Source organism: Micromonospora sp. WMMD1274, assembly GCF_049179035.1.
Lineage (GTDB): Bacteria > Actinomycetota > Actinomycetes > Mycobacteriales > Micromonosporaceae > Micromonospora > Micromonospora tulbaghiae.
In genome coordinates, this window is record NZ_JBMHMG010000001.1 from 3,528,833 (window position 1) to 3,550,626 (window position 21,794).

The 21,794-nt window shown below is 72.4% G+C and carries 15 protein-coding genes; 5 read left to right on the forward strand and 10 right to left on the reverse strand.

The window, feature by feature from the left end:
• Positions 1 to 4: 4 nt before the first annotated feature.
• Entirely contained in the window at positions 5 to 1,807 is a 1,803-nt protein-coding gene (gene eccE, locus ACN27D_RS16640; protein WP_421499436.1) for a type VII secretion protein EccE, read from the reverse strand.
• A gap of 245 nt (positions 1,808 to 2,052) precedes the next feature.
• Between eccE and ACN27D_RS16645 the strand changes: the two genes are divergently transcribed.
• Positions 2,053 to 2,370 (forward strand): WXG100 family type VII secretion target, encoded by a 318-nt coding sequence (locus ACN27D_RS16645; protein WP_120572063.1) that lies wholly within the window; start codon positions 2,053 to 2,055, stop codon positions 2,368 to 2,370.
• Between the two features lie 20 nt (positions 2,371 to 2,390).
• Positions 2,391 to 2,684, forward strand: a complete 294-nt coding sequence (locus tag ACN27D_RS16650) for a WXG100 family type VII secretion target (protein WP_120572062.1) — start codon at positions 2,391 to 2,393, stop codon at positions 2,682 to 2,684.
• A gap of 61 nt (positions 2,685 to 2,745) precedes the next feature.
• Here ACN27D_RS16650 and mycP read toward each other — a convergent pair whose 3' ends face one another.
• On the reverse strand, positions 2,746 to 3,960 hold the full coding sequence (mycP, locus tag ACN27D_RS16655) for a type VII secretion-associated serine protease mycosin (RefSeq protein WP_421499437.1): 1,215 nt from the start codon (positions 3,958 to 3,960) through the stop codon (positions 2,746 to 2,748).
• A gap of 152 nt (positions 3,961 to 4,112) precedes the next feature.
• Between mycP and ACN27D_RS16660 the strand changes: the two genes are divergently transcribed.
• Both ACN27D_RS16660 and ACN27D_RS16665 read left to right on the forward strand, forming a co-directional pair.
• Positions 4,113 to 7,451, forward strand: coding sequence for an SseB family protein (locus ACN27D_RS16660; RefSeq protein WP_421499438.1), 3,339 nt, complete (start codon positions 4,113 to 4,115; stop codon positions 7,449 to 7,451).
• Entirely contained in the window at positions 7,448 to 7,813 is a 366-nt protein-coding gene (locus ACN27D_RS16665) for a hypothetical protein (RefSeq protein ID WP_121684991.1), read from the forward strand. The genes ACN27D_RS16660 and ACN27D_RS16665 overlap by 4 nt, the downstream gene beginning before the upstream one ends.
• Position 7,814: 1 nt before the next feature.
• Here the strand turns inward: ACN27D_RS16665 and ACN27D_RS16670 are convergent, their stop codons facing one another.
• From ACN27D_RS16670 to acs, 7 genes are all read right to left on the reverse strand, one after another.
• Positions 7,815 to 8,747 carry an alpha/beta fold hydrolase gene (locus ACN27D_RS16670; RefSeq protein ID WP_120572059.1) on the reverse strand — a complete coding sequence of 311 codons (933 nt, stop codon included), beginning with the start codon at positions 8,745 to 8,747 and terminating at the stop codon, positions 7,815 to 7,817.
• A 126-nt stretch (positions 8,748 to 8,873) separates the two neighbouring features.
• Positions 8,874 to 10,202, reverse strand: a complete 1,329-nt coding sequence (locus ACN27D_RS16675; protein WP_358191775.1) for a vanadium-dependent haloperoxidase — start codon at positions 10,200 to 10,202, stop codon at positions 8,874 to 8,876.
• Between the two features lie 110 nt (positions 10,203 to 10,312).
• On the reverse strand, positions 10,313 to 11,149 hold the full coding sequence (locus ACN27D_RS16680; RefSeq protein WP_421499439.1) for a helix-turn-helix transcriptional regulator: 837 nt from the start codon (positions 11,147 to 11,149) through the stop codon (positions 10,313 to 10,315).
• A 187-nt stretch (positions 11,150 to 11,336) separates the two neighbouring features.
• Entirely contained in the window at positions 11,337 to 11,732 is a 396-nt protein-coding gene (locus tag ACN27D_RS16685) for a hypothetical protein (RefSeq protein ID WP_358191777.1), read from the reverse strand.
• Between the two features lie 179 nt (positions 11,733 to 11,911).
• A complete protein-coding gene (locus tag ACN27D_RS16690; RefSeq protein WP_421501155.1) occupies positions 11,912 to 14,338 on the reverse strand; it encodes an immune inhibitor A domain-containing protein in 2,427 nt (808 codons plus the stop codon).
• A 356-nt stretch (positions 14,339 to 14,694) separates the two neighbouring features.
• Positions 14,695 to 17,478 carry an immune inhibitor A domain-containing protein gene (locus ACN27D_RS16695; protein ID WP_233585896.1) on the reverse strand — a complete coding sequence of 928 codons (2,784 nt, stop codon included), beginning with the start codon at positions 17,476 to 17,478 and terminating at the stop codon, positions 14,695 to 14,697.
• Between the two features lie 231 nt (positions 17,479 to 17,709).
• Positions 17,710 to 19,698 (reverse strand): acetate--CoA ligase, encoded by a 1,989-nt coding sequence (gene acs, locus ACN27D_RS16700; RefSeq protein WP_421499440.1) that lies wholly within the window; start codon positions 19,696 to 19,698, stop codon positions 17,710 to 17,712.
• 201 nt (positions 19,699 to 19,899) lie between these two features.
• Between acs and ACN27D_RS16705 the strand changes: the two genes are divergently transcribed.
• Positions 19,900 to 20,646, forward strand: coding sequence for an oxidoreductase (locus tag ACN27D_RS16705; protein WP_421499441.1), 747 nt, complete (start codon positions 19,900 to 19,902; stop codon positions 20,644 to 20,646).
• Positions 20,647 to 20,658: 12 nt separating this feature from the next.
• Here the strand turns inward: ACN27D_RS16705 and ACN27D_RS16710 are convergent, their stop codons facing one another.
• On the reverse strand, positions 20,659 to 21,465 hold the full coding sequence (locus tag ACN27D_RS16710) for an HAD family hydrolase (RefSeq protein WP_120572053.1): 807 nt from the start codon (positions 21,463 to 21,465) through the stop codon (positions 20,659 to 20,661).
• Positions 21,466 to 21,794: the final 329 nt, after the last annotated feature.

Here is a 21,794-nt window from a genome sequence, read left to right on the forward strand (position 1 = left end):
TCCGTCAGTGCCGGGCCGGACGACCGACCAGTTGCGACTCGACAGGTGTGGGCGAGAGCAGCGCCCAGCGCAGGGCCCGCCGGTTGACCACCGCCACCATGTCGTCGCGGATCCGGGTCAGCCACTCCGCGGAGCCGCCCAGGCCCAGCGCCGCGCCCGCGAGCGCGGCCTCGTCCGGGTCGAGCGGCTGGAGGATCGCCAGGTCGGCGCGGGCCAGCGCGGGAGTATCGGCCGGGGTCAGCTCGTCACGGACCACCAGCACCGACTGCCAGGCGGCTGCCGGTCCGGCCTCCGGCGGCACCGGGCCGGCGTCCACCACCACCAGCAGCGGATGCAGCGGCGAGCCGGGCGCGCCACCGACCGGACGACCCGGCGGGAGCAGCGGTACGCCGCCGCCGACCGTCCCGACACCCCGCACGAACGGTTCCCAGATCCGGGGACGGCCGGTCTGCACCACCACGCGCGCGCCGAGCGCCAGCGCCCGCAGCACGAGCAGTTGCGCCGCGGGCACGCCGCCGACGAGCAGCACCCGCGTCGTGGCCGGCCGGAACAGGCGGACGGTGAGCGCGGCGCCGTGCCGGTTCGCGCCCACCATCAGGCCCGCGGCGGCCGGGGGCAGGTCCAGCACGGGCGGGGGCGACCCGGCGGGGGACGCGGCCGCACCGGTCACCGCCAACGGCAGCGTCGCGGCCAGCCCGGCCAGGTGCTCACCGTCGAGCCGGCGCAACTCGCCGCCGACGTCACCGGCGACCCGGCGCAGCGTGCGTTCCGCCGTCGACAGCTCGGCCGCGCTCCCGGCCGCCACCCGTACCGCAAGATCGGCCGGGACCGGCGCCGCGCCCGTGCGCGGACCGACCGTGAGCGCGACTGTGGTGGCGGTGGCCGGCAGCGCGAGCAACCGGCCCACCAGCCCTCGCGCCGCCTCGCCGCGCGGATCCGGCCACCGGCGCAGTCGCCAGGTGGCCTGCGTCAGGCCACCCACTGTGAGCTGGGGCCAGGTCTCCCGCACCGGGGCGCCGGGCTCGTGGTGGGCCAGTTCGGCGACCACCCGCGACGCCGCGTCGCCACCCAGCGGCCGGGCGCCGAGCGGGCCGAGCCGGCGGACGAGCCGCCGCAGGGTGCCGGACAACGCCCGCAACAGGTCCTCATCCGGCCAGCCGTCGGCGCGCAGCACCTGGACGGCCAGCACCACGCGCGCCCGCCCGGCCACCCGCCCGTCGGTGAGCTGGCGGTACGACGTCCCGGCCGGACCGCCGGCCACAGCGGGCGCGGGTGCCGGCGAGGACGAGAACACCAGTCGCAGCCGGATCGCGGGGGCGTCCGGCCCGGCCGGCGGAAGCAGGCCGAACGGCGAGGGCAGCTCGTGCGCGTGGTCGCCGAGCAGGTCGTCCGGGTCGCCCAGCTCCAGCAACGCGGTCAGCCCGTCGGCGTCGTGCAGCACGGCCGCCCCACCGGACGCCTCCGTCGCGCCGACCACCGCCCCCGGCCGGAGCAGCGCCAGCAGCGCCGCCGGATCGGCCGCCGGTGGCAGCGCGCGCCGCCGGGTCAGGTACGCGGCGGCGGTGGCGAGCCACTCGTGGAGCCAGCGGCCGCGCACCCGCACCCACGCGGCGGGAAGCAGCAGGGCCGCCGACAGCAGCGCGACGGCCGTCGGCACGACACCCCGCCCGACGGCCGCGATCAGCACTGCCGCCGCGATCTGGGTCGCGACGATCTGGCCGGCGCGCAGCCGTGCCGTCGGACGGCTCGTCCACTGTGGCGTGCGGACCGCGACGGACGCGGGCCGCTCGGACGTGCTGGCGGTCACCGCACCTCCTCGCCGGACCTCCGCGTGACGCTGCCGTGGCTCATCGTAATGGGCGAGTTGTCCACAGGGGAGCCCGAAGGGGTAGCAGAACCGAAGTCGGACGGCTACCGTCAGCGACGAAATCGTCGAGTTGCGTGTCCGCCGCCGCCGGGCTTCCCCCTTCACCGGCCCCGGGCCCCCGCCGACGAGTCCACGGTGGTCACACGGTGACCAGCCACGACCGAGGAGACGAGGTGACGTCCGGGATGTCCCAGACCCAGGCAGAAGCCGCTGTGATGCAGCAGACCGCCGCGAAGTTCGAGCAGGTCGACCAGTCGCTCCAGACCATGCTCAGCGGCCTGATGGCCGAGCTGGAGGTGTTGCAGCAGGCCTGGCGGGGTGCCGGTGGGCGCTCGTTCGCGCAGGTCAAGCAGCAGTGGGCGCAGGACCAGGCCGCCCTTCACCGGGCGCTGCGCGAGACCGCCAACGCGATCCGCACCGCGGGCCGGCAGTACGACGTCTCCGACACCGAGGCCGCCGGCCGGGTGGCGGGCACCAACCGCGGCATCCAGCTGCCGCTCTGACAACCGGAAGGATCGAATCCATGGAGCACGGTGTGCTGGTCGTCAACTTCGCCGCCCTGCAACAGGCGGGCGCCGACATCCAACGGGCGCTGTCCACGCTGGAGAGCCAGCTCGGTCAGCTCGAACGCGACGCCGCCCCGCTGGTGGCGAGCTGGAACGGCGAGGCCCGCGAGGCGTACGAGGTGCGGCAGTCCCGGTGGCGGGCCGCCTCCCAGGATCTCCAGGCGATGCTGCGTGACATCAAGCTCGCGGTGGCGGACTCCGCGACCGACTACCTCGACACCGAGAAGCGCAACGCCAACCTGTTCCAGTGAGCCGACGCCGCGCGGCCCGGGCAGGTGACCCGGGCCGCGCGGCGTCGCACGTGACCGCCGGTCATCTCGGAGCCGCCGGGCCGGCCGCCCGCCAGCGCCTGCGCGCGCCGCGCGGCAGCACCAGGGCGAGCGCCGCCACCAGTGCCACCGCCCCGCCCGCGACGGCGGCGGCCGGCAGCGCCCGGTCCCGGGCCGAGTCCCGGCGGGACTGGCGGGCCAGCGCGGCCGGATCCGGCCGGTCGGCGGGAAGCGCCGCTCCCGGCCGGGTGCGCGAATCGGTCGCGCCGGCCGACTCGGTCACCGCCCGGTACGGATTGAGCACCCCCGCGCCGTAACCCGCGTCCCGCCCCGGCGCCGGGTCGGCGGCGGCCACGATCCGACCGGCCACCTCGTCCGCGCGCAGCCGGGGCCGGTACTGGCGCAGCAGCGCCGCCGTACCCGCCACGAACGGAGTGGCGTAGCTGGTCCCCTCCGCCCGCTGGTGCCCCGACCGAGGTGCCGCCATCAGCACCTCGCTGCCCGGGGCGACCACGTCCACGTACGAGCCGGTCTGGGAGAACGCCGAGCGTGTCCCGTCCCGCCCGATCGCGCCGACGCCGAGCACCCCGTCGTACGCCGCCGGATAGGGCCGGGGATCACCGTTGTCGTGCAGATTCCCGGCGGCGGCCACCACGACCACGTCCCGCCGGACCGCGTAGGCGACGGCGGCGCGCACGGCCGGGTCGTCCGCGTACAGCACCACCGAGAGGTTGAGCACGTCGGCGTCCTGATCCACGGCCCAGCGGATGGCCCGGGCGAACCCGGCCGCGTCGACCGTACGCCCCGACTCCCGCCCCTCGACGACCTGCTGCTCGCTCACCCGTACCGGCAGGATGCGCGCGTCCGGCGCGAGGCCGCGGAACGCGACGCCGGGCTGCGGCGCGGCGGCGATGATGCTCGCCACCCCGGTGCCGTGGCCGGCGCAGTCCCGGGTGCCGTCCCCGCCCCGGTCGAGGAAGTCGGCGCCGTCGAGAACCCGGCCGGCCAGCTGCGGGTGGGACCGGTCCACTCCCGAGTCGACCACCGCGACCACGATCCCGGCGCCCGTCGCGAGCGGGGTGAGCCGGTCCGGGGCGTACCGCTGCTGCGGCCACGGCTGGTCCGCCACCGGGCGGGCCGGCGCGGGCGGTGAGGCGCAGCCGGTGGGTGCGCGAGCCGCCGCCGGAGCGGCCGGAACCGCCGTGACGAGGAGCGTCGCCAGGGCGGCCACGGCGGGGTACGCGACTGGCCGAGACATCGACGACCTCCGTAACGTGTCGGCTCCGGAACGGGATGTTATCGGCTCCCTGACGTCGAGGCCGACCGTCGATGGCCAGAAGTCCTGATCTTGTTGCCACCTTGTAGGTTGTAGGCGATGCCTGTGGCCTGTTCGCGGAGGGAGAGGTGGCCGTGACCGGATGGGAGCCGGCCACCGAGGCCGAGGTGGCGATGCGGGACGCGCTGCGCGCGCAGGACCAGCAGCAGTACTTCCGGGTGCTGACCCGTGTCGATCTCCTGCTTCCGGTCGCGAGCGGACCGACCGCCGGATGGGGCACCTGGACCTCCGGGGGGCGCACCCACGTGCTGGCCTTCACCTCCGTCGCCGCGCTGCGCGCGAGCCTCGGGGAGAACGCGGGGCCCACCCGCCGCGTCCCCTACCCGGATCTGGCCACCGGCTGGCCCAACCCCGAGTGGTGGCTCGCGGTCAATCCCGGCCTGCCGATCGAGGGCTACCTGCCCGCCTGGTACGTGGCTCAGCTCTCCCGGGGCGACGTCCGGCTGCCCGGCCGCACCATGGGTGCCCGCGCCCGGCTGGAACGCGTGGAGAACGCCACCCGGGGAGCCCGGAACGCGGTGCCCGAGGCGGCGCCCCGCCCGCCGGCCGTGCCGGTGGCGCCGGCCGCTGTCACGCCCGCCCCGGTGCCTCATGCCGCCGTCCCGCCGGCCGCGGTTCCGCCTCCCGTCGTGCCGCCACCCGCGGTGCCGCCACCGGCTGTTCCGCCGCCCGCGGTGCCGCCTCCGGTCGTGCCGCCGGTTGCCGGCGCGCCCGGCCGGGACGAGCGGCTGATGAAGACCGACGAGCCGCCCACGGTGCCGATGCGGGCCGCCTCGGTCCTCGGGCGGCGGCTGCCCACCGTGCCGCCCCGCCGCCGAGCGCCGGACAGCGACGTCCCGAGCCGGACCGCCCCCGGCGCCGAGCCGGACACGGACGCCCTCGACGGCTGGCTCACCGATCTGCGCCGCCGCCCCGACGAGCCGGACCCGTTCGCCACCGCCCCGGCGGCACCTGCCGACGAGCCACCGGCGGCCGCCGTCCCACCGCCGTCCCGCTCCTTCTTCGAACCCTCGTCCGGTGGCCGCTCGGCCCGGCGCCCGTCGCCGCTGGACCCGTCGCGCGGGGCCGGCGACCGGGCCACCCCGCCGACCCGGTTCGCCGGCGGGCAGCCGTTCCCGCGCCGACGGCCGCTGAACGAGCCGGTACGCGAGGGCCGGACCCACGCCTTCCCGAGCCGGACGGGCGAGCCGTCGCCAGCGCCTCGGTCGGAGGAGACGACCCAGGCGTTCCGGCCGACCCGCCCGACCGAGGACGCCACCGAGGCGCTGCCCCGGAGGCACGCCGGACCGGCCGCTGCGACGGACGCCGGATCCGCTGCCGCCGCCGGACCGGCCACTGCCGACGGATGGGGGGCCGCGCCGGGCGGCACCGAGGGCGAGACCACGCGGTGGGAGACGATCGACGAGCCGGTGGAGGAGCTGCCCCCGTCGATCGCCGAACCGGTCTCCGCGCCGCCCGCCGCACGCCGCGACTTCACACCCATCGTCATCGAGGGCACCGTCATCGAGGCCCGCGACCTGACCGCGCCCGCACCGCTCTGGTCCGCGCAGCAGACCGGTCCGGTGCGCGCGGAACCGGCCGAGGGCGCGGCCACGCCGTGGGCCGGCACCGACCCGACCATGCCGCTCTCCGCGGACCCGCCGGTCGCCGACGACACGGTGAACCTCGCCGAGCCGACGCCGGCACACACCGGGACCACCGGCACGACGGACCGGAGTACGCCGCGCGACGAGCCGGCCGTGTCGTTCGCGTCGTCGTCCGAGCCCACGACGTCGCCGTTCGAGTCGCCGTCCCCGGCAAGCGAGGCCACCGCGCCGCTGTTCACGCCGCCGGCCTCGGCCGAGCCGACTGTCTCGTTGTTCGACCGGGTGCCGGCCGAGCCGACCGTGCCGCCGGCCGGCCCGGGTGAGGCCGAGCCGACGGTGTCGCTCGCGTCGGAGTCCGAGCCGACGACATCGCTGTTCGAGTCGCCGACTCCCGCAGCGGACGCCACCGCGCCGCTGTTCACGTCGTCGCCGTCGGCCGAGCCGACGATCTCGCTGTTCGATCCGGCGCCGACCGCGTCGCCTGCGCCGGCGGCCGGCCCGGTCGAGGTCGAGCCGACTGTCTCGCTGTTCGATCCGGCACCGGCTGAGCCGACCGTTTCGTTGTTCGATCCGGTGCCGTCCGAGTCGACGTCGTCGCTGTCCAACTCCGCACCGGACGACCCGACCGCGCCACTGACCAGCCCGGCATCGGCCGAGCCGACCGTCTCGCTGTCCGACTCCGTGCCGGCGGAGCAGCCGACCGTCTCCCTCTTCGCGCCGGCGACCGGCGACGAACCGGTCACCGCGCCGCTGTTCGCGCCCGGCGAGCCGACCGTGGCGCTGTCCACGCCCGCAACGGACACCGCGACCCCCGCCACGACAGCCGGTCCGCCGGCCGGTCACGGATCGAGCACCGCGGACCGGCCCGCCGAGTTCGTACCGGCGAACGACGTCGAGGAGGACCTGCTGGCCGCCGCGGGCAGCGGCAGCACCGACGGTTTCCTCACCACGCTGCTGCTGGCCCGGGTGCTGATGCCCGTCGCGCCCGACTCGGCCGCCGGCAGCCGGCCGGGTGACAGCGGCTTCGTCTGGCACGCCGATCAGGTCGACGGCGAGCGGTGCGTCTCGGTCTACACCTCGCCGGAACGCCTGGCCGAGCACACCGAGGGCCAGGTCGAGACGGTACGGGTCAAGTTCGTCCAGCTCATCCGCAGATGGCCGGACGTGGCGTGGTCGTTCCGGGTCAACCCGGGCAGCCCGGTCGGCGCGACGTACCCGGGGGAGCAGGTCCTCGCGCTCGCCAACTGGGCGGCCGAGGTGGGCCTCGGCGACGACCCGGAGCCGGCCGCCGCGCCGCAGCCGGCGGAACGACAGCGCCCGCAGGCGCCCACGATCGCCGCGAACCGGCCGGTGACCATGCAGAAGGCGATCGCGGCGAGCCAGCTCGCGTACTACCTGGAGCGTGGCTACGACCGGGTCTCCGGATTCGTGCACCGGGCCGGGGAGCTGGCGCATCTGCGTACCCCGGCGGAGCTGTACCGCGCGCTCGGCCTCGGTCACCCGGGCTCGCCGTTCTCCCCGGACGACGAGGAGATCTACCTGCTGCGCTGGCCCGCCTACCGGCCGAGCCTCTACCGGATCCCGTACGGCGGTCCGAACGAGGCGGCGATGCGGGCGATGGAGGGCTGGGTGATCGAGCGGCCCCCGTTCCGCGGCAACGGCTTCGCGCCGGGGGAGAGCAGCGACGTGATCGCCGAGTTCAAGGTGGACAGCGCACGGCTCCCGCACGGCGCCGAGCTGTGGCGGGTCGGCGCGGACGGCGACAGCAAGCTGGTCGCCGTCCTGGACACCGACGAGCTGCTGTGGCGGAAGGCGGGCGAGGCGTGAGCCGCGACGGCTACGTGGCCCGCTGGCGGGGCCGGGAGTACCAGGCCAGCCCCGACGGCGACGACATCCGCCTCTACCAGCCCGGCCCTGGCGAGGGCTTCACCGAGGTACGCCCCGGCCGGTACGTCCGGGTGGTGCCGGCCGCCGAGGTCGACGATCTGGCGTACGTGCGGACCACCTGCACCTGGCAGGGGCAGCCGTTCATCGTGCTGGCCGAGCACGAGGGCTGGCTGCGTGTCGAGTACACCGGTGGGCGCTGGCCGGTGGCCGAGGCGATGGGGCTGGAGGCGTTCGACTTCGGCGTCTACCAGGGCTGGGCGCCCGCGGCCGAGGTGGCCGACCTGGGCGAGCAGCGGGTCTGAGTCAGGACTTCGCCCAGCGCAGGATCTCGCCGAGCACCACGTCCCGCGCCTCCACGTGCGGGAAGTGGCCCACGTCGTCGAGCAGCCGCCACTCGTACGGGGCGGTGACGTAGCGGCCGGAGCCCTGGGCGGTACGGGGGAGCGAGGCCCGGTCGAGTGCGCCGTGCAGTTGCAGGGTCGGCGTGACCAGTGGCTTCTGCATCAGCTTCACGAAGCGGTAGCCGTGCAGCCGCAGCACCGAGCGGAACGCCCAGCGGTAGCCCTCCATCGCGCAGAAGGCGGCCTGCGGGATCTGCATCGCCACCCGGCAGCAGTGCGCGTAGTCGGCGAAGTCGGGGCCGGACACCCAGCGCGGGCCGCCCCACCGGCGCAGGATCTCCTCCACCTCGGCGGCGTCGTCCCGGGCCAGGACGTGCTCGTAGCGGGGGAGCTGGAACTTCAGCGTCGCGGTGGCCGAGGTGAACTGGCCGCGCGGGTCGGCGAAGATGGCCGCCCGCAGCCGCAGCGGATGCGGCGCGCCGAGCACCACGAGCCGGCGGACCAGGGTCGGGTGGAAGGAGGCGGCGGTCCAGCCGATGAGCCCGCCCGCGCCGGTGCCGACGACGGTGGCCGACCGTTCACCGAGCGCGCGGATCAGGCCGGCGACGTCGGCGGCGAGCGTGTAGCCGTCGTACCCCCGGGGTGGCTTGTCGCTCGCACCGTAACCGCGCAGGTCGACCGCGACCGCGCGGAAGCCCGCGTCGGCGACCGCGGGCAGCATCTCGTGCCAGGCGTACCAGTATTCGGGGAAGCCGTGCAGGAAGAGCACCATCGGGCCGGTGCCCGCCTCGACGACGTGGAACCGGCTGCCGTTGGCGCCGACGAACCGGTGCGTCCACGGCCCTTCGGGCAGGACGCAGGACTCGTCGACGGGTCCGCCGCGCTGGTCGGTCATGGGGCACAGCCTAGGGCCGCCGGTCACCCACCGGCCCCGCAGGTGACCAGGATCAGGGATTTCTCCGGGAGGCCGGGACGGGCGACGCGGGCCGGCGAGGATCCTCGCCGGCCCGCGTGCCTGCCGTCAGCGGAGGTAGGTGCCGAACACCCGGTTCGCGACCGCGTCACCGGTGGCGAGCCCGGCGTCCGCGTCCCACCGGTAGTGCACACCGAGCCAGAGCCGGCTGAGCGCGTTCTCGTTGGCCGCGGCGGAGAAGGAGGTGAAGGTGCGCTGCACTCCCACCGCCTTCGGGTCCTCGGTGGTGGCGGTGAAGGTGACCGCGTCGGTGCCGTAGAACCGCTTCATGATGCCCGCCCAGGCCCCGGCGAACGTGGCGTGCCCGGAGACGTACGCCGGGAAGTTCGGCGAGAAGTGCGTTCCGTTGGCCGCCGTGGAGAGCGGCTGCCAGGACGGGTCGGGGGTGGTGCCGGAGTTGCTGTCGGTCTGCGGTTCCTCGATCGCGGTGTCGGGGCGCCACAGGTCGATGCCGGTCTCGTACTTGGCGTCCCAGGCGGCGATGGCGGCGTCGGCCATGGCCATGGCGACCAGGGCGAAGAGCTTGACGGTCGTGGTGCCCTTGGCCTTCGCGATGATCTGGGTGTGCGCGAAGAGCTGGCCCGGGGGCTTGTACGTGCCGTCCAGGTCGTTGGCCCAGAAGAAGGCCGCCTGGGTCTGGTCGGCGGTGCGGGTGGACCCGGTCGCCGCGCCGAGCCGCCGGACGTCGTTCACCTGGGCCGCATAGGCGGTGCTGGTGAGCATCGTGGCGATGTCCGGGAAGCCGCCCGGCAGCGAGGGCCGGAACTGCGACGACGAGGTCAGCGCGAACGGCTTCACCCGACCCCAGTTCGGGCTGGCCGCGCTGGTGCCCGCCTCGGTCGGACGCCACTGTCCGGCGGCGATGGTCGGGGTGTACGCGGTGTTGTTCGCCGAACCGTCGTTCACCCGCGCGTTGATCATGTTCTGTGCGGTGCCCTCGCCGACGCTGGTGCTCCAGCCCTCGGGCCCCGGCTCGCCGATCGGCGGGTAGACCCGTGAGCCCTGGTAGTCGGCGGTGAAGTCACGGCCGGGGAAGACCGACTGCAGCACCTTGAACGCCGCCCTGTCGATGTTCATGTCCACGTCGTAGCTGAAGTTCGGGGTTCGGTCGACCTTGGCCAGGTAGGTCGACCCGCCGGAGAGTGAGGCTGAGGCGTCGTACATGGCGAGGTGCATCATGGCCGCGGCGCGGGACAGGACGGTCGGCGGACCACCCACCGCCCGGTAGGTCTTCAACAGGACGTTGTTCCAGTAGATCGTGTGGTCGAACCCGGCCGGCACGGCGGCGGCCGGGGCCTGGACGGCCACCAGCCCGCCGACGAGCGCCACGGCGCTGAGCGCGAGTGCGGCGAGCCGCCGCAGAGATGTCCTTCGCAAGGTGATCCTTCCCCGATGATCGATGGAACTTCCATCAACCTCCATCGATCATCAGGCGGCGGGGTGTCCCGGCGGCAGGGCAGAGCTGCCCCTGTCCGCAAGTTGCAAGATCAGATCCAGCCGCGCCGGACGGCTGCGATGCCGAGGCTCATCCGGTTGGTGGCGCCGAGCTGCTCCTCCAGTAGCTCGAAGTGCCGCCGGACCCAGCGGGTGCTCCGCCCCAGGCTCCGGGCGATCGAGTCGTCCTTGGCCCCGACCGCCGCCAGTCGCAGGATCTGGAGCTGGACCTCCGACGGGCGGTCGTCACCAGTGGACTCCCGAGCCTCCATCGGAAGCCCGTCGATCCAGGCCGCCTCGAAGAACTGGGTCGCGAGCCGCACCAGCTCCGGATGCCGGAGCAGCAGGCCCGACGGTCCGTCCGGTTGTGGCAGGGAGAGCAGTGTGACCCCGTCGGCGAGCTGCAGGGTGATCGTCAGGTGGGGCAGGACCCGGTGCCGGTGGGTCGATCGCGCGGCCTCCTCGACCGCCTGCCGGAAGGCCGGCTGCTCCAGTCGTGCCCGGGCGAGCACGCTGCGGTGGGCGGTGTCGCCGGGCCGTGGCACCGGGTGTTCGTGTGCCTGTGCGCCTGTCGTCCCGCCGTGCAGGAGGCGGCAGCCCGTCCCGTCCCGGGCGCACAGCCGGGCCGAGAGGCGGTGGAACTCCGTGGCGTCCGGCACGGTTTCGGCCGGGACGCCGGCGCCGGCCTCGCGGACGAGCCGGTGGGTCCACCCCTCCAGATCGGCGTGGGCCTCGGTGAGCTGCCGTTGGGCCCGCCGCAGGTCCTGCTGGCTGGCGGCGATGGATCGTCGCAGATCGTCGAGGAGTGGGCGCGTCGTTGCGGCGTCGGCCTCCGAGGCGCGCCCGGTCGTCGGATAGTCGGTGTCGTCGGCCAGCACTGTCGTGGACATGGTCGCCACCCCCGTGGACGGCGGGGGTGGACCGCCGGGCGCATGACGCGCGCCGGTCGTCTGTTACCCCCGTACCAGACATCCACGATCATGGTTGTCCTGCCGGTGGTGGTCAATCAGCCGTTCCGCCCTTGCCGCCCGGCCGCGTGTGTGCCTTCGGTACGCATGCCGCTACCGCGGGTGACGTTCAGTCGGTGATCCGCATCGGCACGCCCGGTCCGCAGTCGACCGAACGGTCCCGCGAGGTGAGCCGCAATGTGACGAACTCGCCCTTGCGCAGCTCACCGGCGTCCGGGCCGTACACGGCGTACTCCTTGCCGTTCTCGTCCATCAACCCGTAGCAGGGCCCGGACCCGCCGCGGGTGATCCACCCGCCGACGACGCCGCCGGGCCGGTTGTCGGTCGGCTTCTTCGGCGGACCGGCCGGACGCCGCAGCGTCGGGAGTTCGGTGGCGGACAGCGGCGTGGGGCGGTCGGCCGGAGTGCCCGCGCCGCTCGCGGCCGGCGCGTCGGCTCCCGACGCGGGCGGCGTGGCAGGGACGGGAGAGACGGGCGGGGCGGGCGGCTGGCGTTCGTCGGGCACTGATCCTCCGTTTCCGGCGCAGCCCGCGGTGGCGAGCAGCGCCGTGGCGAGGGCAGCCGGCAGGGCGGTACGGGGCGTCACCCGGATGGGACGCGGGCGGGGTCCCGGGGGTTCCCCGGAACGGGCGATGCCCGGGCGGTGAGCCCGCCCGGGCATCGCGTGGTGCGTCGATCCGTGGATCAGGAGATGCGGATCTTCATCGAGGTGCCGTTCTGCTCGACCACGCGGATCTTGACCCCGTTGTTCGGGACCTTGACGCCGTGGTTCGGCAGCTCCGGGAACCAGTACTGCTTGCTGTCGTCGAACAGCGGAGCAGCAGCCTGGCCGCGGATGTACTGCGGCTGGCTGTTGAGGTGCAGGGTGAACGAGTCCGCCTTCTTCAGGCTGAACGGCGCGTCGTACACCTGGACACGGGCCCGCCAGGGCTGGCCGGTCAGGTTGTAGATCGGCCGCGGGTGCGCGTCGATGTACAGGTTCCGCCCCTCACCCGGGTGACCGTTCGGATTGGTGGGCGACGCCGGAGCGGTGTTGTTGTCCGCCCAGCGCAGGTTCCAGTACGAAATCAGCAGACCCTCCTGGTACGCGTAGTGGTCCACGTAGTCCGGGCGGGTGTTCGCGTACCCGAAGAAGTACGGGCCGGTCTTGAGGTACTTGTCGTACGAGACGTACGACCGGTTGCCGGCGATGTAGTAGTTGTCGAACTTGCGGGTGTAGGTCTCCTCGGCGATGGTCCAGCCGTTGAGGGTCCAGCCGCTGGCACCGGTCTCGGCGCCGTCGGTGAGCACCGTCTGGCCGTCGGCCGTCACGGTGATCGCGTCACCGTAGAAACCGCCGTCCGAGACGCCGCCGTCCGTCTGGTAACGGAGCCGGAACTGCACGACGTTGCCGGCGACCGCGTCCATCGGGATGTTGATGTCGACCCACTGGTCGTCACTGGAGCCGTCCAGGGCGTAGCGCCCGGGGGAGATCTCCTTCAGCGCGTTGCCGTTGGCAGTGCCGGGGAGCGAGGTCCAGGTCTGGCCACCGTCGGTGGACGCCTCGAAGAAGAGGTAGTCGTAGTCCGCCTCGATGTTGTAACGACCCTTCATCGACAGCGCGGCACTGGTCTTCCCGGTGAGGTCGACGGTCCGCGTCATCGTGGTGTTCAGGTCGTCCGCGTTGCCCGAGAAGAACTGCTTCGTACCCTCGAACGGCTTGCCGTTTTGGAACGTGTACTCCCGCTGCGGCAGCACCACCACGACGCCCTGGGGCTTGGCGGAGTTGTACTCCTGCGGGCCGATCTCCATGGTGCGCTTCTGACCGGCGACGACCACCTCGTAGTCGAGCCAGCCGAGCTGGAGCTTGTTCCACGCGCCCAGGTCGCCACCGCGGTCACCGATGCCGGCGTCGTTCTTGGCGCCGAGCCGGCTCTGGGCCATCAGGGTCCAGTGCTCGTTGTTGTTGTCGGCGCTGGTGCCGGTGTTGTAGTCGTCCGGCAGACCGAGGTCGTGGCCGTACTCGTGGTAGAAGACGCTGCGGCCACCGTTCTCCGGCTGGATCGTGTAGTCACCGATCCAGACGCCGGTGTTGCCGATCTGGGTGCCGCCGGCCGGGAAGTTCTCCGGGCCGGTGTTGCCCTGGTCGCTGGCGAAGGCGTACCACCGGTGGCTCCAGATGGCGTCCTCACCCTGGTACGGGTCACCGTCGGCCTGGTCGCCGCCGGCGTGGACGATCTGGAAGTGGTCGATGTAGCCGTCCGGCTCGTTGAAGTCGCCGTCGCCGTCGAAGTCGTACCGGTCCCACTCGTCCATCGCCTTGACGTCCGCGGCGATCTCCGCGTCGGAGCGGCCCTGCGCCTTCTGGTCGGCGACCCACTGGTTGGCGGCGTCGCGGACCAGCGCCCAGGTGTTGTTGCAGACGTTCGAGGCGCACGGGTAGCCGTCGGAACGGCCGTAGCGGGCCTCGTTGTACCGGACCTTCACCCAGTTGGTGACCTCGCCGTCGACGCTGTACCGACCCGAGGACTGGGCCTCGTAGTACTGCTTCAGCGACTCGTCACCGGGGGCGGTGCCGAAGTACAGCTTCCGGTAGTGGTCGGCGCTGTAGTCGGCCTGCCACACGGTGGAGTTGTCCACCGCCCGGTTGGGCTGGGGGATCTGGTTGCGGAGCGGGCCGTCGAACCGGGTCGGGCCCGGGGTGTCCGGGTCGGTGTCCTGGTCCGGGTAGTTCGGGTGCCGCTCGTCGCCGAACTCCGCGAGGATGACGAAGATCTTGTCGGTCCGCTCGCGGGAGAGTTCGACGTACTGGTCCTTGGTCGGACCCTTGCCGGCCTTGGTGCTCTTGGCTGCCTTGCCCGCCGCGGGACCGGCGACAGCCTGCTCGCCGACCTTGACGACCTTGCTGCCGTTGATCTTCTGGGCCTTCGCCCTGCCGGACAGGACCTCGCTGAGGCCCTCCTGGCGCAGCGCGCGCCGCTTCTCCTCGAGCGGGTTGGGCAGGTCGTGCTCAGCCTGCGCAGGCTCGGCCACCGACGGGGCGGCGGCCGGCAACTTCGGCGTCGGCGCGGCGCTGGCGGACGTGCCTGCCACCAGTCCCGTCGCGGTCAGCGAAAGCCCGAGCAGACCCACTGCGACTTTGCGCACGTGGTACCTCCGGTGTGAGGGAACCGGCCCAACTGGGGGTACGGGCCGGTGGAACGTCCCACTAGTGGGACCAAAGGTGAACATAGACACTGCTGCGACTGCTGGGAAGATGTGTGCGTCGATTTGTAGCAACTTTTTGTTGGGAATGCTTTTCACCGTCACATGTCGGCCGGTCACCAAGCCGTTGACCAGCGGCGATGTATGGATCACGCGGCGCAGTGACAGTCATGGATTAACCGGCTACGCGGAAGGGTCGGGAGCGCTCACGCTCCCGACCCTTCCCCCATCGAGCCTCTTCAGCTCATTTTCCGGTCATTCCGGTTCCGGTTTGAACGTACGGCTCAGCTCCGCGGCGGAACCACGTACACCTGGGCGTACGAGTTGTCCTTGGCGGCCCGCTTGATGATGATCGAGACGCCGTACTGGACGCCCGCGTCACCCGGGTTGCCGGTGCCGAGCACGATCGCCCCGCCACCCAGCGTCGAACCGTAGTAGTCGGTCGCCGGGGTGCCGTCCGGGTTCACCACCCGGGTCGTGTACTGCTGGTTGCCCCGCGACGGGATGACCACCGAGGCGTCGTTGTCCCGCGAGTACGCGGCGCCGTCTCGGATCTCGATGCCCGGGTACCAGCCCTTGGCGTCGGTGAAGCCACGCACCGGAGCCTGCGGGCCGAACTTCGTGCAGTACTCGCTGTACGGCTCGTCCGCCGCCTCCAGGCACTCCTTGAACGGGTACGTCGGCTTCAGGCCGAACGCGGCGTTGGAGGACTGCGGCCGGCTGGGCAGGTTCTTCAGCACCGACGGGTCCTTCTCGGCCGCGACGCCCTTGCGGCGCAGCGGGTCGTTGTGCGAGTCGACGATCAGCAGGCCGCCCTTGGCGCCGTAGCTGGGCAGCGCGGTCATCTGCGCGGTGACGTGGTTGACGTCGCCGAGCTGGGTGTCCCGATACCAGACCAGCATGCCCGGCGCGTTGTACGCGATCCGGTCGACCTTCCAGGCCTCGTGCGAGTAGACGGTGTCGTAGGTGTACTTCAGGCCCTTGTCGAAGCCGTCGAAGTTACGCCACTCGGCCAGGTAGTAGTGCGACTTCACCTGGGTGCCCGAGTCGATGAACCAACCCGCACCACTGGTGTCGGTGAAGGTGCCGCCGGTCTGGGTCCAGCCCGCCGCGCCGCTCTCCACGTCGTCGCTCCAGGTGGTGGCGCCGCCGCCGGTCACCGAGAAGTCGTCGGCGAACCAGCCGCGCTCCTGGAACGCCTCGTCGGTGGCGTAGCGCAGCCGGACCTGCACGGTCTGCCCGGCGTACGACGACAGGTCGACGTAGTCGTGCCGCCAGCCGTTGGTGCTGCCGGTCAGGCCGTACTTCTTGTTGCCGAAGTCGACCATGCGGCCGTTCGGGTCGGCGTAGCCGTCGTTCGTGGAGACCAGCGCACCGCCCTCGGCGTACACCTTCTGCTCGCTCCAGGTGGCGCCGCCGTCGGTGGAGACCTCGACGAAGCCGTAGTCCCAGTCCGCCTCGATGACGTAGTTGTTCCACATCCAGAACTTCGCATCAGCGGCGTTCGGGACGGTCACCGTGCGGCTGAGCTTGATATCCGCCCAGGCCTGGTCGGCGCCGGAGTACCACATGTTCGAGCCGCTGTGCGGCGTGGCCAGTGAGATCACCTTGTCCGGCAGGTCGATCTTGATGCCGTCCTCGGTGCCGACCGGCGTACGCGAGGTCTGCCCGAGCTTGACCAGCTTGGCCCGGTCACCCGGCCCGAACGTCTTCGGCTCGGCCCAGCCCAGCACCCACTTGTCCCAGAGGCCCATGTGGGTCGGCAGCGCCTGGAAGATCTCGCCGGAGTGCGAGCCGGACGCCATCAGGTCCCAGAAGTCCACGTCCGAGTCGGCGTTGCCGGAGGTGTCGTACAGGTCCGGCAGGCCCAGGTCGTGCCCGAACTCGTGGGCGAAGACGCCGACGCCGGCGTCCTCCGGCTGCACGATGTAGTTCGACACCTTCAGGTTGGTGCCCGGGATCGTGTAGCCGCCGGTCACGGTCGAGGAGTGCGCCCAGACCGAGTAGATCCCGACGTCACCGCCACCGCGGGACTTGCCCTGGTTGGCGTGCACCAGCACCAGGTGGTCGATCACGCCGTCCGGCTCGTGGTAGTTGCCGTCGCCGTCGCGGTCGCTCTGGTCCTCGATGTCGTAGTCGGCCCACGGGAAGTTCGGGTCGGCCGCGGCCAGCGCGTCGATCGCGTCGGTGGCGAGCCGGCCGGCGCCCTGCGGGTTGTCCGGGTGGCCGTTCATCGACTGCTCACGCCCGGCGACCCAGTTGCCGTTCTCGTCCTGGAAGCAGCGCGAGGCGGCGTACCAGCCCTCCGAGTGCGGCACCGTGATCCACGGGCTGGCCTGCCCGTCCACGGTGTACGCGTTCTTGGACATCTCCAGGTACATGTTGTGCATGGTCCGCCCGGCGAGGCTGATGCCCGGCTTGCCGTCCGGCCCCTTCAGGTCCTTGCGGACCCGCTCGGTGATGCCCTTCTTGCTGTACAGCATCTTGTCGTAGTGGGCCGGGGAGAAGTCCGGCACCCACATCGAGTTGTTGTCCTTGTGCGGCAGCGTGGCCGGGTTCGGGATCGTGTTGTGCCGCGGCCCGTTCTGCACGGTGCCGGGAACGCAGGTGCGGTCCTCGAACACCGTCTTCGGGACCATCACGTCGGTGAAGTCGTCGTTGGCCTTGTCGTTGAACTCGACGAGCAGCGTCAGCAGCTTGGCGGTCTGCGTGCTCTTGGCCTTCTTGATCTTCCGAGGGCTCTGGCCGGTCCGGATGGACTTGGCCTCCAGCTTGGCCAGCTCGCGCGCCGCGATCGGGTTGCCCCCGGCGTACTTGCGGTCGTAGGCGCGGGCCTCGTCCGCCGGCGAGGAGAAGATGCCGTCGCGGCCCTTGACCTCCTTGCCGCCGGTGTCCGGCTGGACCTCGGGCTCGGCGTAGTTGATGTAGTGCTCGTCCGCCCCGATCGTGACCGGTGCGGACCGGGCCGGCTGAGCCGCCGCGCTGCCCGTCACGGTCAGCGACGTGGCCGCGAGCGCGATGGCGGGCAGTGCGACGAGTAAGCGTCGCCGTGCCCTGTGCTGCGACATGGGGAGCATGCCACTCCGTTCGTAGGGAATGGTGAGGGACCGGCCGTCTCAGTGACGCTCGTCGAAATCCGCCGGTGGGCTGAACGTAACCGACGACGAGCGACATCGACAGAGGTGATCAGGCCCTCTGGCCGATCAGGTCAGTCCCGGATCCCCCGATCGACGGCGCGGATCCCGGATACGACGAAGGGGCGGACCGCCCGGCGGCCCGCCCCTCGTCATCAGTCGACGTCAGTCCTCGTCGGACTTCCCGCCGCTCATCCCCGACGAGATCATCTCCATGACCGAGGAGTCCTGGAGCGTGGTCACGTCGCCGAGCGAGCGGTTCTCCGCCACGTCCCGCAGCAGCCGGCGCATGATCTTCCCGGAGCGGGTCTTCGGCAGCTCGGGCACCAGCATGATCTGCCGCGGCTTGGCGATCGGGCCGAGCGTCTTCGCCACGTGGTTGCGCAGCTCGGCGATGAGCTGCTCGCCCGCGTCACCCGAGATGTCCGCGCTGCCGCGCGGGATGGCGAACGCGACGATCGCCTGGCCGGTGGTCGGGTCGGTCGCGCCGACCACCGCCGCCTCCGCCACCGACGGGTGGCTCACCAGCGCCGACTCCACCTCGGTGGTGGAGATGTTGTGGCCGGACACCAGCATCACGTCGTCCACCCGGCCGAGCAGCCAGATGTGCCCGTCGTCGTCCTTCTTCGCGCCGTCACCGGCGAAGTAGACCCACTCGTCGCCGGTGTTCGAACCCGCGCCGAACCGGGACCAGTACGTCTCCAGGAACCGGTTGTCGTCGCCCCAGATCGTCCGCAGCATCGACGGCCACGGCTCCTTCAGCACCAGGTATCCGCCCCCGCCGTTCGGCACCGACTGGCCCTGGTCGTCGACCACGTCGGCGACGATGCCGGGCAGCGGGCTCATCGCCGAGCCGGGCTTCGCCTCGGTCACGCCGGGCAGCGGCGAGATCATGATGGCGCCGGTCTCGGTCTGCCACCAGGTGTCCACCACCGGCAGCTCGCCGCGGCCGACGTGCTGCCGGTACCAGATCCACGCCTCCGGGTTGATCGGCTCACCGACGCTGCCGAGCAGGCGCAGCGACGACAGGTCGTACCCGGCCGGGATGTCCTCGCCCCACTTCATCATGGTGCGGATCAGCGTCGGCGCGGTGTACAGGATGGTCACCTTGTACTTGTTGACGACCTCCCAGAAGCGGCCCTTGTGCGGGGTGTCCGGCGTGCCCTCGTACATGACCTGGGTGGCGCCGTTGGAGAGCGGTCCGTACACGATGTAGGAGTGCCCGGTCACCCAGCCGATGTCGGCGGTGCACCAGTAGACGTCCGTCTCCGGCTTCAGGTCGAAGACCGCGTGCGTGGTGTACGACGTCTGGGTCAGGTAGCCGCCGGTGGTGTGCAGGATGCCCTTCGGCCGGGCGGTCGTGCCGCTGGTGTAGAGGATGAACAGCGGGTGCTCGGCGTCGAACGCCTGCGCCTCGTGCTCCGGCGACGCGGTCTCGACCGTCTCGTGCCACCAGTGGTCCTTGCCCGACCAGGCGACCTCCTCCCCGGTACGGCGGACCACCAGCACGTGCTCCACCGACGGGCACTTCGCCACCGCCTCGTCCACCGTCGGCTTGAGCGCCGACGGCTTGCCCCGGCGGAAGCCGCCGTCCGCGGTGATCACCACCTTGGCGCTGGCGTCCTGGATCCGGTTGGTCAGCGCGTCGGCGGAGAAGCCGCCGAACACCACGCTGTGCGTGGCGCCGATCCGGGCGCAGGCGAGCATCGCCACCGCCGCCTCCGGGATCATCGGCATGTAGATCGCCACCCGGTCACCGGCGGTCACGCCCAGCTCGGTCAGCGCGTTCGCCGCCTGACAGGTGAGCTTGTGCAGGTCGGCGTAGGTGACGGTACGGGTGTCGCCCGGCTCGCCCTCCCAGTGGATCGCCACCTTGTCGCCGTGGCCCGCCTCGACGTGCCGGTCCAGGCAGTTGTACGCCACGTTGAGCCGGCCCCCGGTGAACCACTTCGCGAACGGGGCGTTCGACCAGTCGAGCACCTGCTCCCACGGCTGGGCCCAGGCCAGCCGGCCGGCCTGGCGCTCCCAGAAGGCCAGCCGGTCCCCGGCCGCCTCCTCGTACGCCTCGGCGGTCACGTTGGCGTTCGCGGCGAGTTCAGCCGGCGGCGGGAACTGGCGCGTCTCGTTCAGCAAGTTGGCCAATGCCTCGCTCATGCGGTGACTCCTTCGTCGCGTGACCTGCGTCTCCTACTCCGGGGAAGGTTAGTCCCGCCGTACCCCCGTCGCGACCGCCCGCCCCCTCACCGCGCGCCGAGCGGCCCGGTCCCCGCGCCGAGTGCACCGCGCGACGCCGACGGCGTCACTTTCCCGGCGGGCGGAGGCGGATACCGGCCCGCCGGTCGCTAGCGTGACGGGGTGACCACCGATCCGCTCGCCCCGCTGCTCGCGCTCGCCGACGTCGCCCCCGCCGTCGAGCGGGCCCGCGAGCGGGTCGACCTGGCCCACCGGCACCGCGCGCTGCGCCGCCAGGGCGGCCAGGTCGCCGCCGAGGTCAGTCTCCGCTCGGCAGTGGCCAGCGCCGCGCTGGAGGGCCGCGTCCACGACCGCGAGGAGGTACGCGCCGGGACCGTCACCGACCCGGTGCTCCAGGGCGCGCTCCGGGTCGCCGGGGCGCTGCCCGGACTGAGCGACCTCTGGCCCAAGGCACCCCGGCAGGTGATGGCCCGGCTGCACGTGCTCGCCGCCCGCGACGTGGTGACCGAGGAGGAACTGGGCCGGCCGGTCGCCGACCCGGTGGTCGCGGCCCGCCTCGACGGCCTGGCCGCCCTGGTCGCCGGCGGCACCAGGGTGCCACCGCTGGTGCTGGCCGCCGTCGTCCACGGCGAGCTGCTGAACCTGCGCCCGTTCCCCGGCCCGTCCGGGGTGGTGGCCCGCGCCGCCGCCCGGCTGGTGCTGATCTCCACCGGGTTCGACCCCCGCGGGCTCGTCGCGGTGGACGTCGGTCACCGTGAGCGCGAGCCGGAGTACGTGGGCGCGGCCGGCGCGTTCGCCACCGGCACGCCCGACGGCCTGCGCTCGTGGCTGCGGCACTACATGAGCGCTGTGGAGGTCGGCGTCGACCAGATCACGCTGATCGGCGACGAGATCCTCGCCGCGTCCTGACGGTTGCGGGTGTCAGGCGGTGGGTGCGGCGGTGCGGGTGCGGCGGTGCCGGCCGTACCAGGCGATGCCGATGGCCACGCCGACGCCCACGCCGAGCGCCGCCGCGGCGACCGGCACCGCCGGCCGCTCGCGCAACCGGCGGCCCAGCGGGATCGGGTGCCGGAACTCCAGCACCGGCCACGCGTTCTCCACCGCCAGCTTGCGCAACGCCCGGTCCGGGTTGACCACCGTCGGATGCCCCACGCACTCCAGCAGCGGCCGATCGGAGTACGAGTCGGAGTACGCGTACGAGTCGGCCAGGTCGTAGTCCCGCTCAAGAGCCAGTTCGCTGACCGCCTCGACCTTGCTCGGACCGGCCGCGTAGAACTCGACCTCGCCGCTGTACCGCCCGTCCACCACGCCCATCCGGGTGGCGATCACGTCGGTGATCCCGAGCAGCTCACCGATCGGCCGGACCATCTCGTCACCGGACGCGGAGACCAGCACCACGTCCCGCCCGGCGGCCTGGTGCTCCTCGATCAGGGCGGCCGCCTCGGCGTACACATAGGGGTTGATCAGTTCGTGCAGCGTCTCCGCGACGATCTGGCGGACCTGTTCCACCGGCCAGCCCTTGCAGAGTGTGGCCAGGTAGTCCCGGGTGCGGGCCATGGTCTGCTCGTCGGTGCCGCCCAGCCGGAACATCAACTGCGCGTACGCCGACTTGACCACGTCACGCCGGGTGATCAGCCCGTCCCGGTAGAACGGCCGACCGAACGCCAGGGCGCTCGACTTGGCGATGACGGTCTTGTCGAGATCGAAGAAAGCGGCGCTGCGGCCCACGGCGCGAAAGTCTAGCCCGACGAGAGGCGTGGAGGCGTCCGCCCGGGTAGCGAAAGCCGATGAGCACCCGGTGGAGTGACGGCGGTCACAGGTATCTATCGATGAATTTAGCTTTGCGTGGAGTGAACAACACTCGACGTATAAGGGTCGACTGCGGCATGCTTGTGCTCGCGACGGGAGTTCGCATACCCGGCGTCGATGGGCCTCGGCGGTTGCACCCCCCGTAACCGCTGAGTCGGTTCGGCTCGACCCCCCCGGAGCCGAACCACAAGACGACCCCCGTCTCCCCCCGACGGGGGTCGTCCCTTTGCGGTATGAGCGTTCCGCGT

Bases quoted from the DNA above. Each gene is read 5' to 3' on its own strand.
- ACN27D_RS16645 (WP_120572063.1), top strand. From the start codon at position 2,053: ATGTCCCAGACCCAGGCAGAAGCCGCTGTGATGCAGCAGACCGCCGCG.
- ACN27D_RS16650 (WP_120572062.1), top strand. From the start codon at position 2,391: ATGGAGCACGGTGTGCTGGTCGTCAACTTCGCCGCCCTGCAACAGGCG.
- mycP (WP_421499437.1), bottom strand. From the start codon at position 3,960: ATGTCTCGGCCAGTCGCGTACCCCGCCGTGGCCGCCCTGGCGACGCTC.
- ACN27D_RS16670 (WP_120572059.1), bottom strand. From the start codon at position 8,747: ATGACCGACCAGCGCGGCGGACCCGTCGACGAGTCCTGCGTCCTGCCC.
- ACN27D_RS16680 (WP_421499439.1), bottom strand. From the start codon at position 11,149: ATGTCCACGACAGTGCTGGCCGACGACACCGACTATCCGACGACCGGG.
- ACN27D_RS16695 (WP_233585896.1), bottom strand. From the start codon at position 17,478: ATGTCGCAGCACAGGGCACGGCGACGCTTACTCGTCGCACTGCCCGCC.
- acs (WP_421499440.1), bottom strand. From the start codon at position 19,698: ATGAGCGAGGCATTGGCCAACTTGCTGAACGAGACGCGCCAGTTCCCG.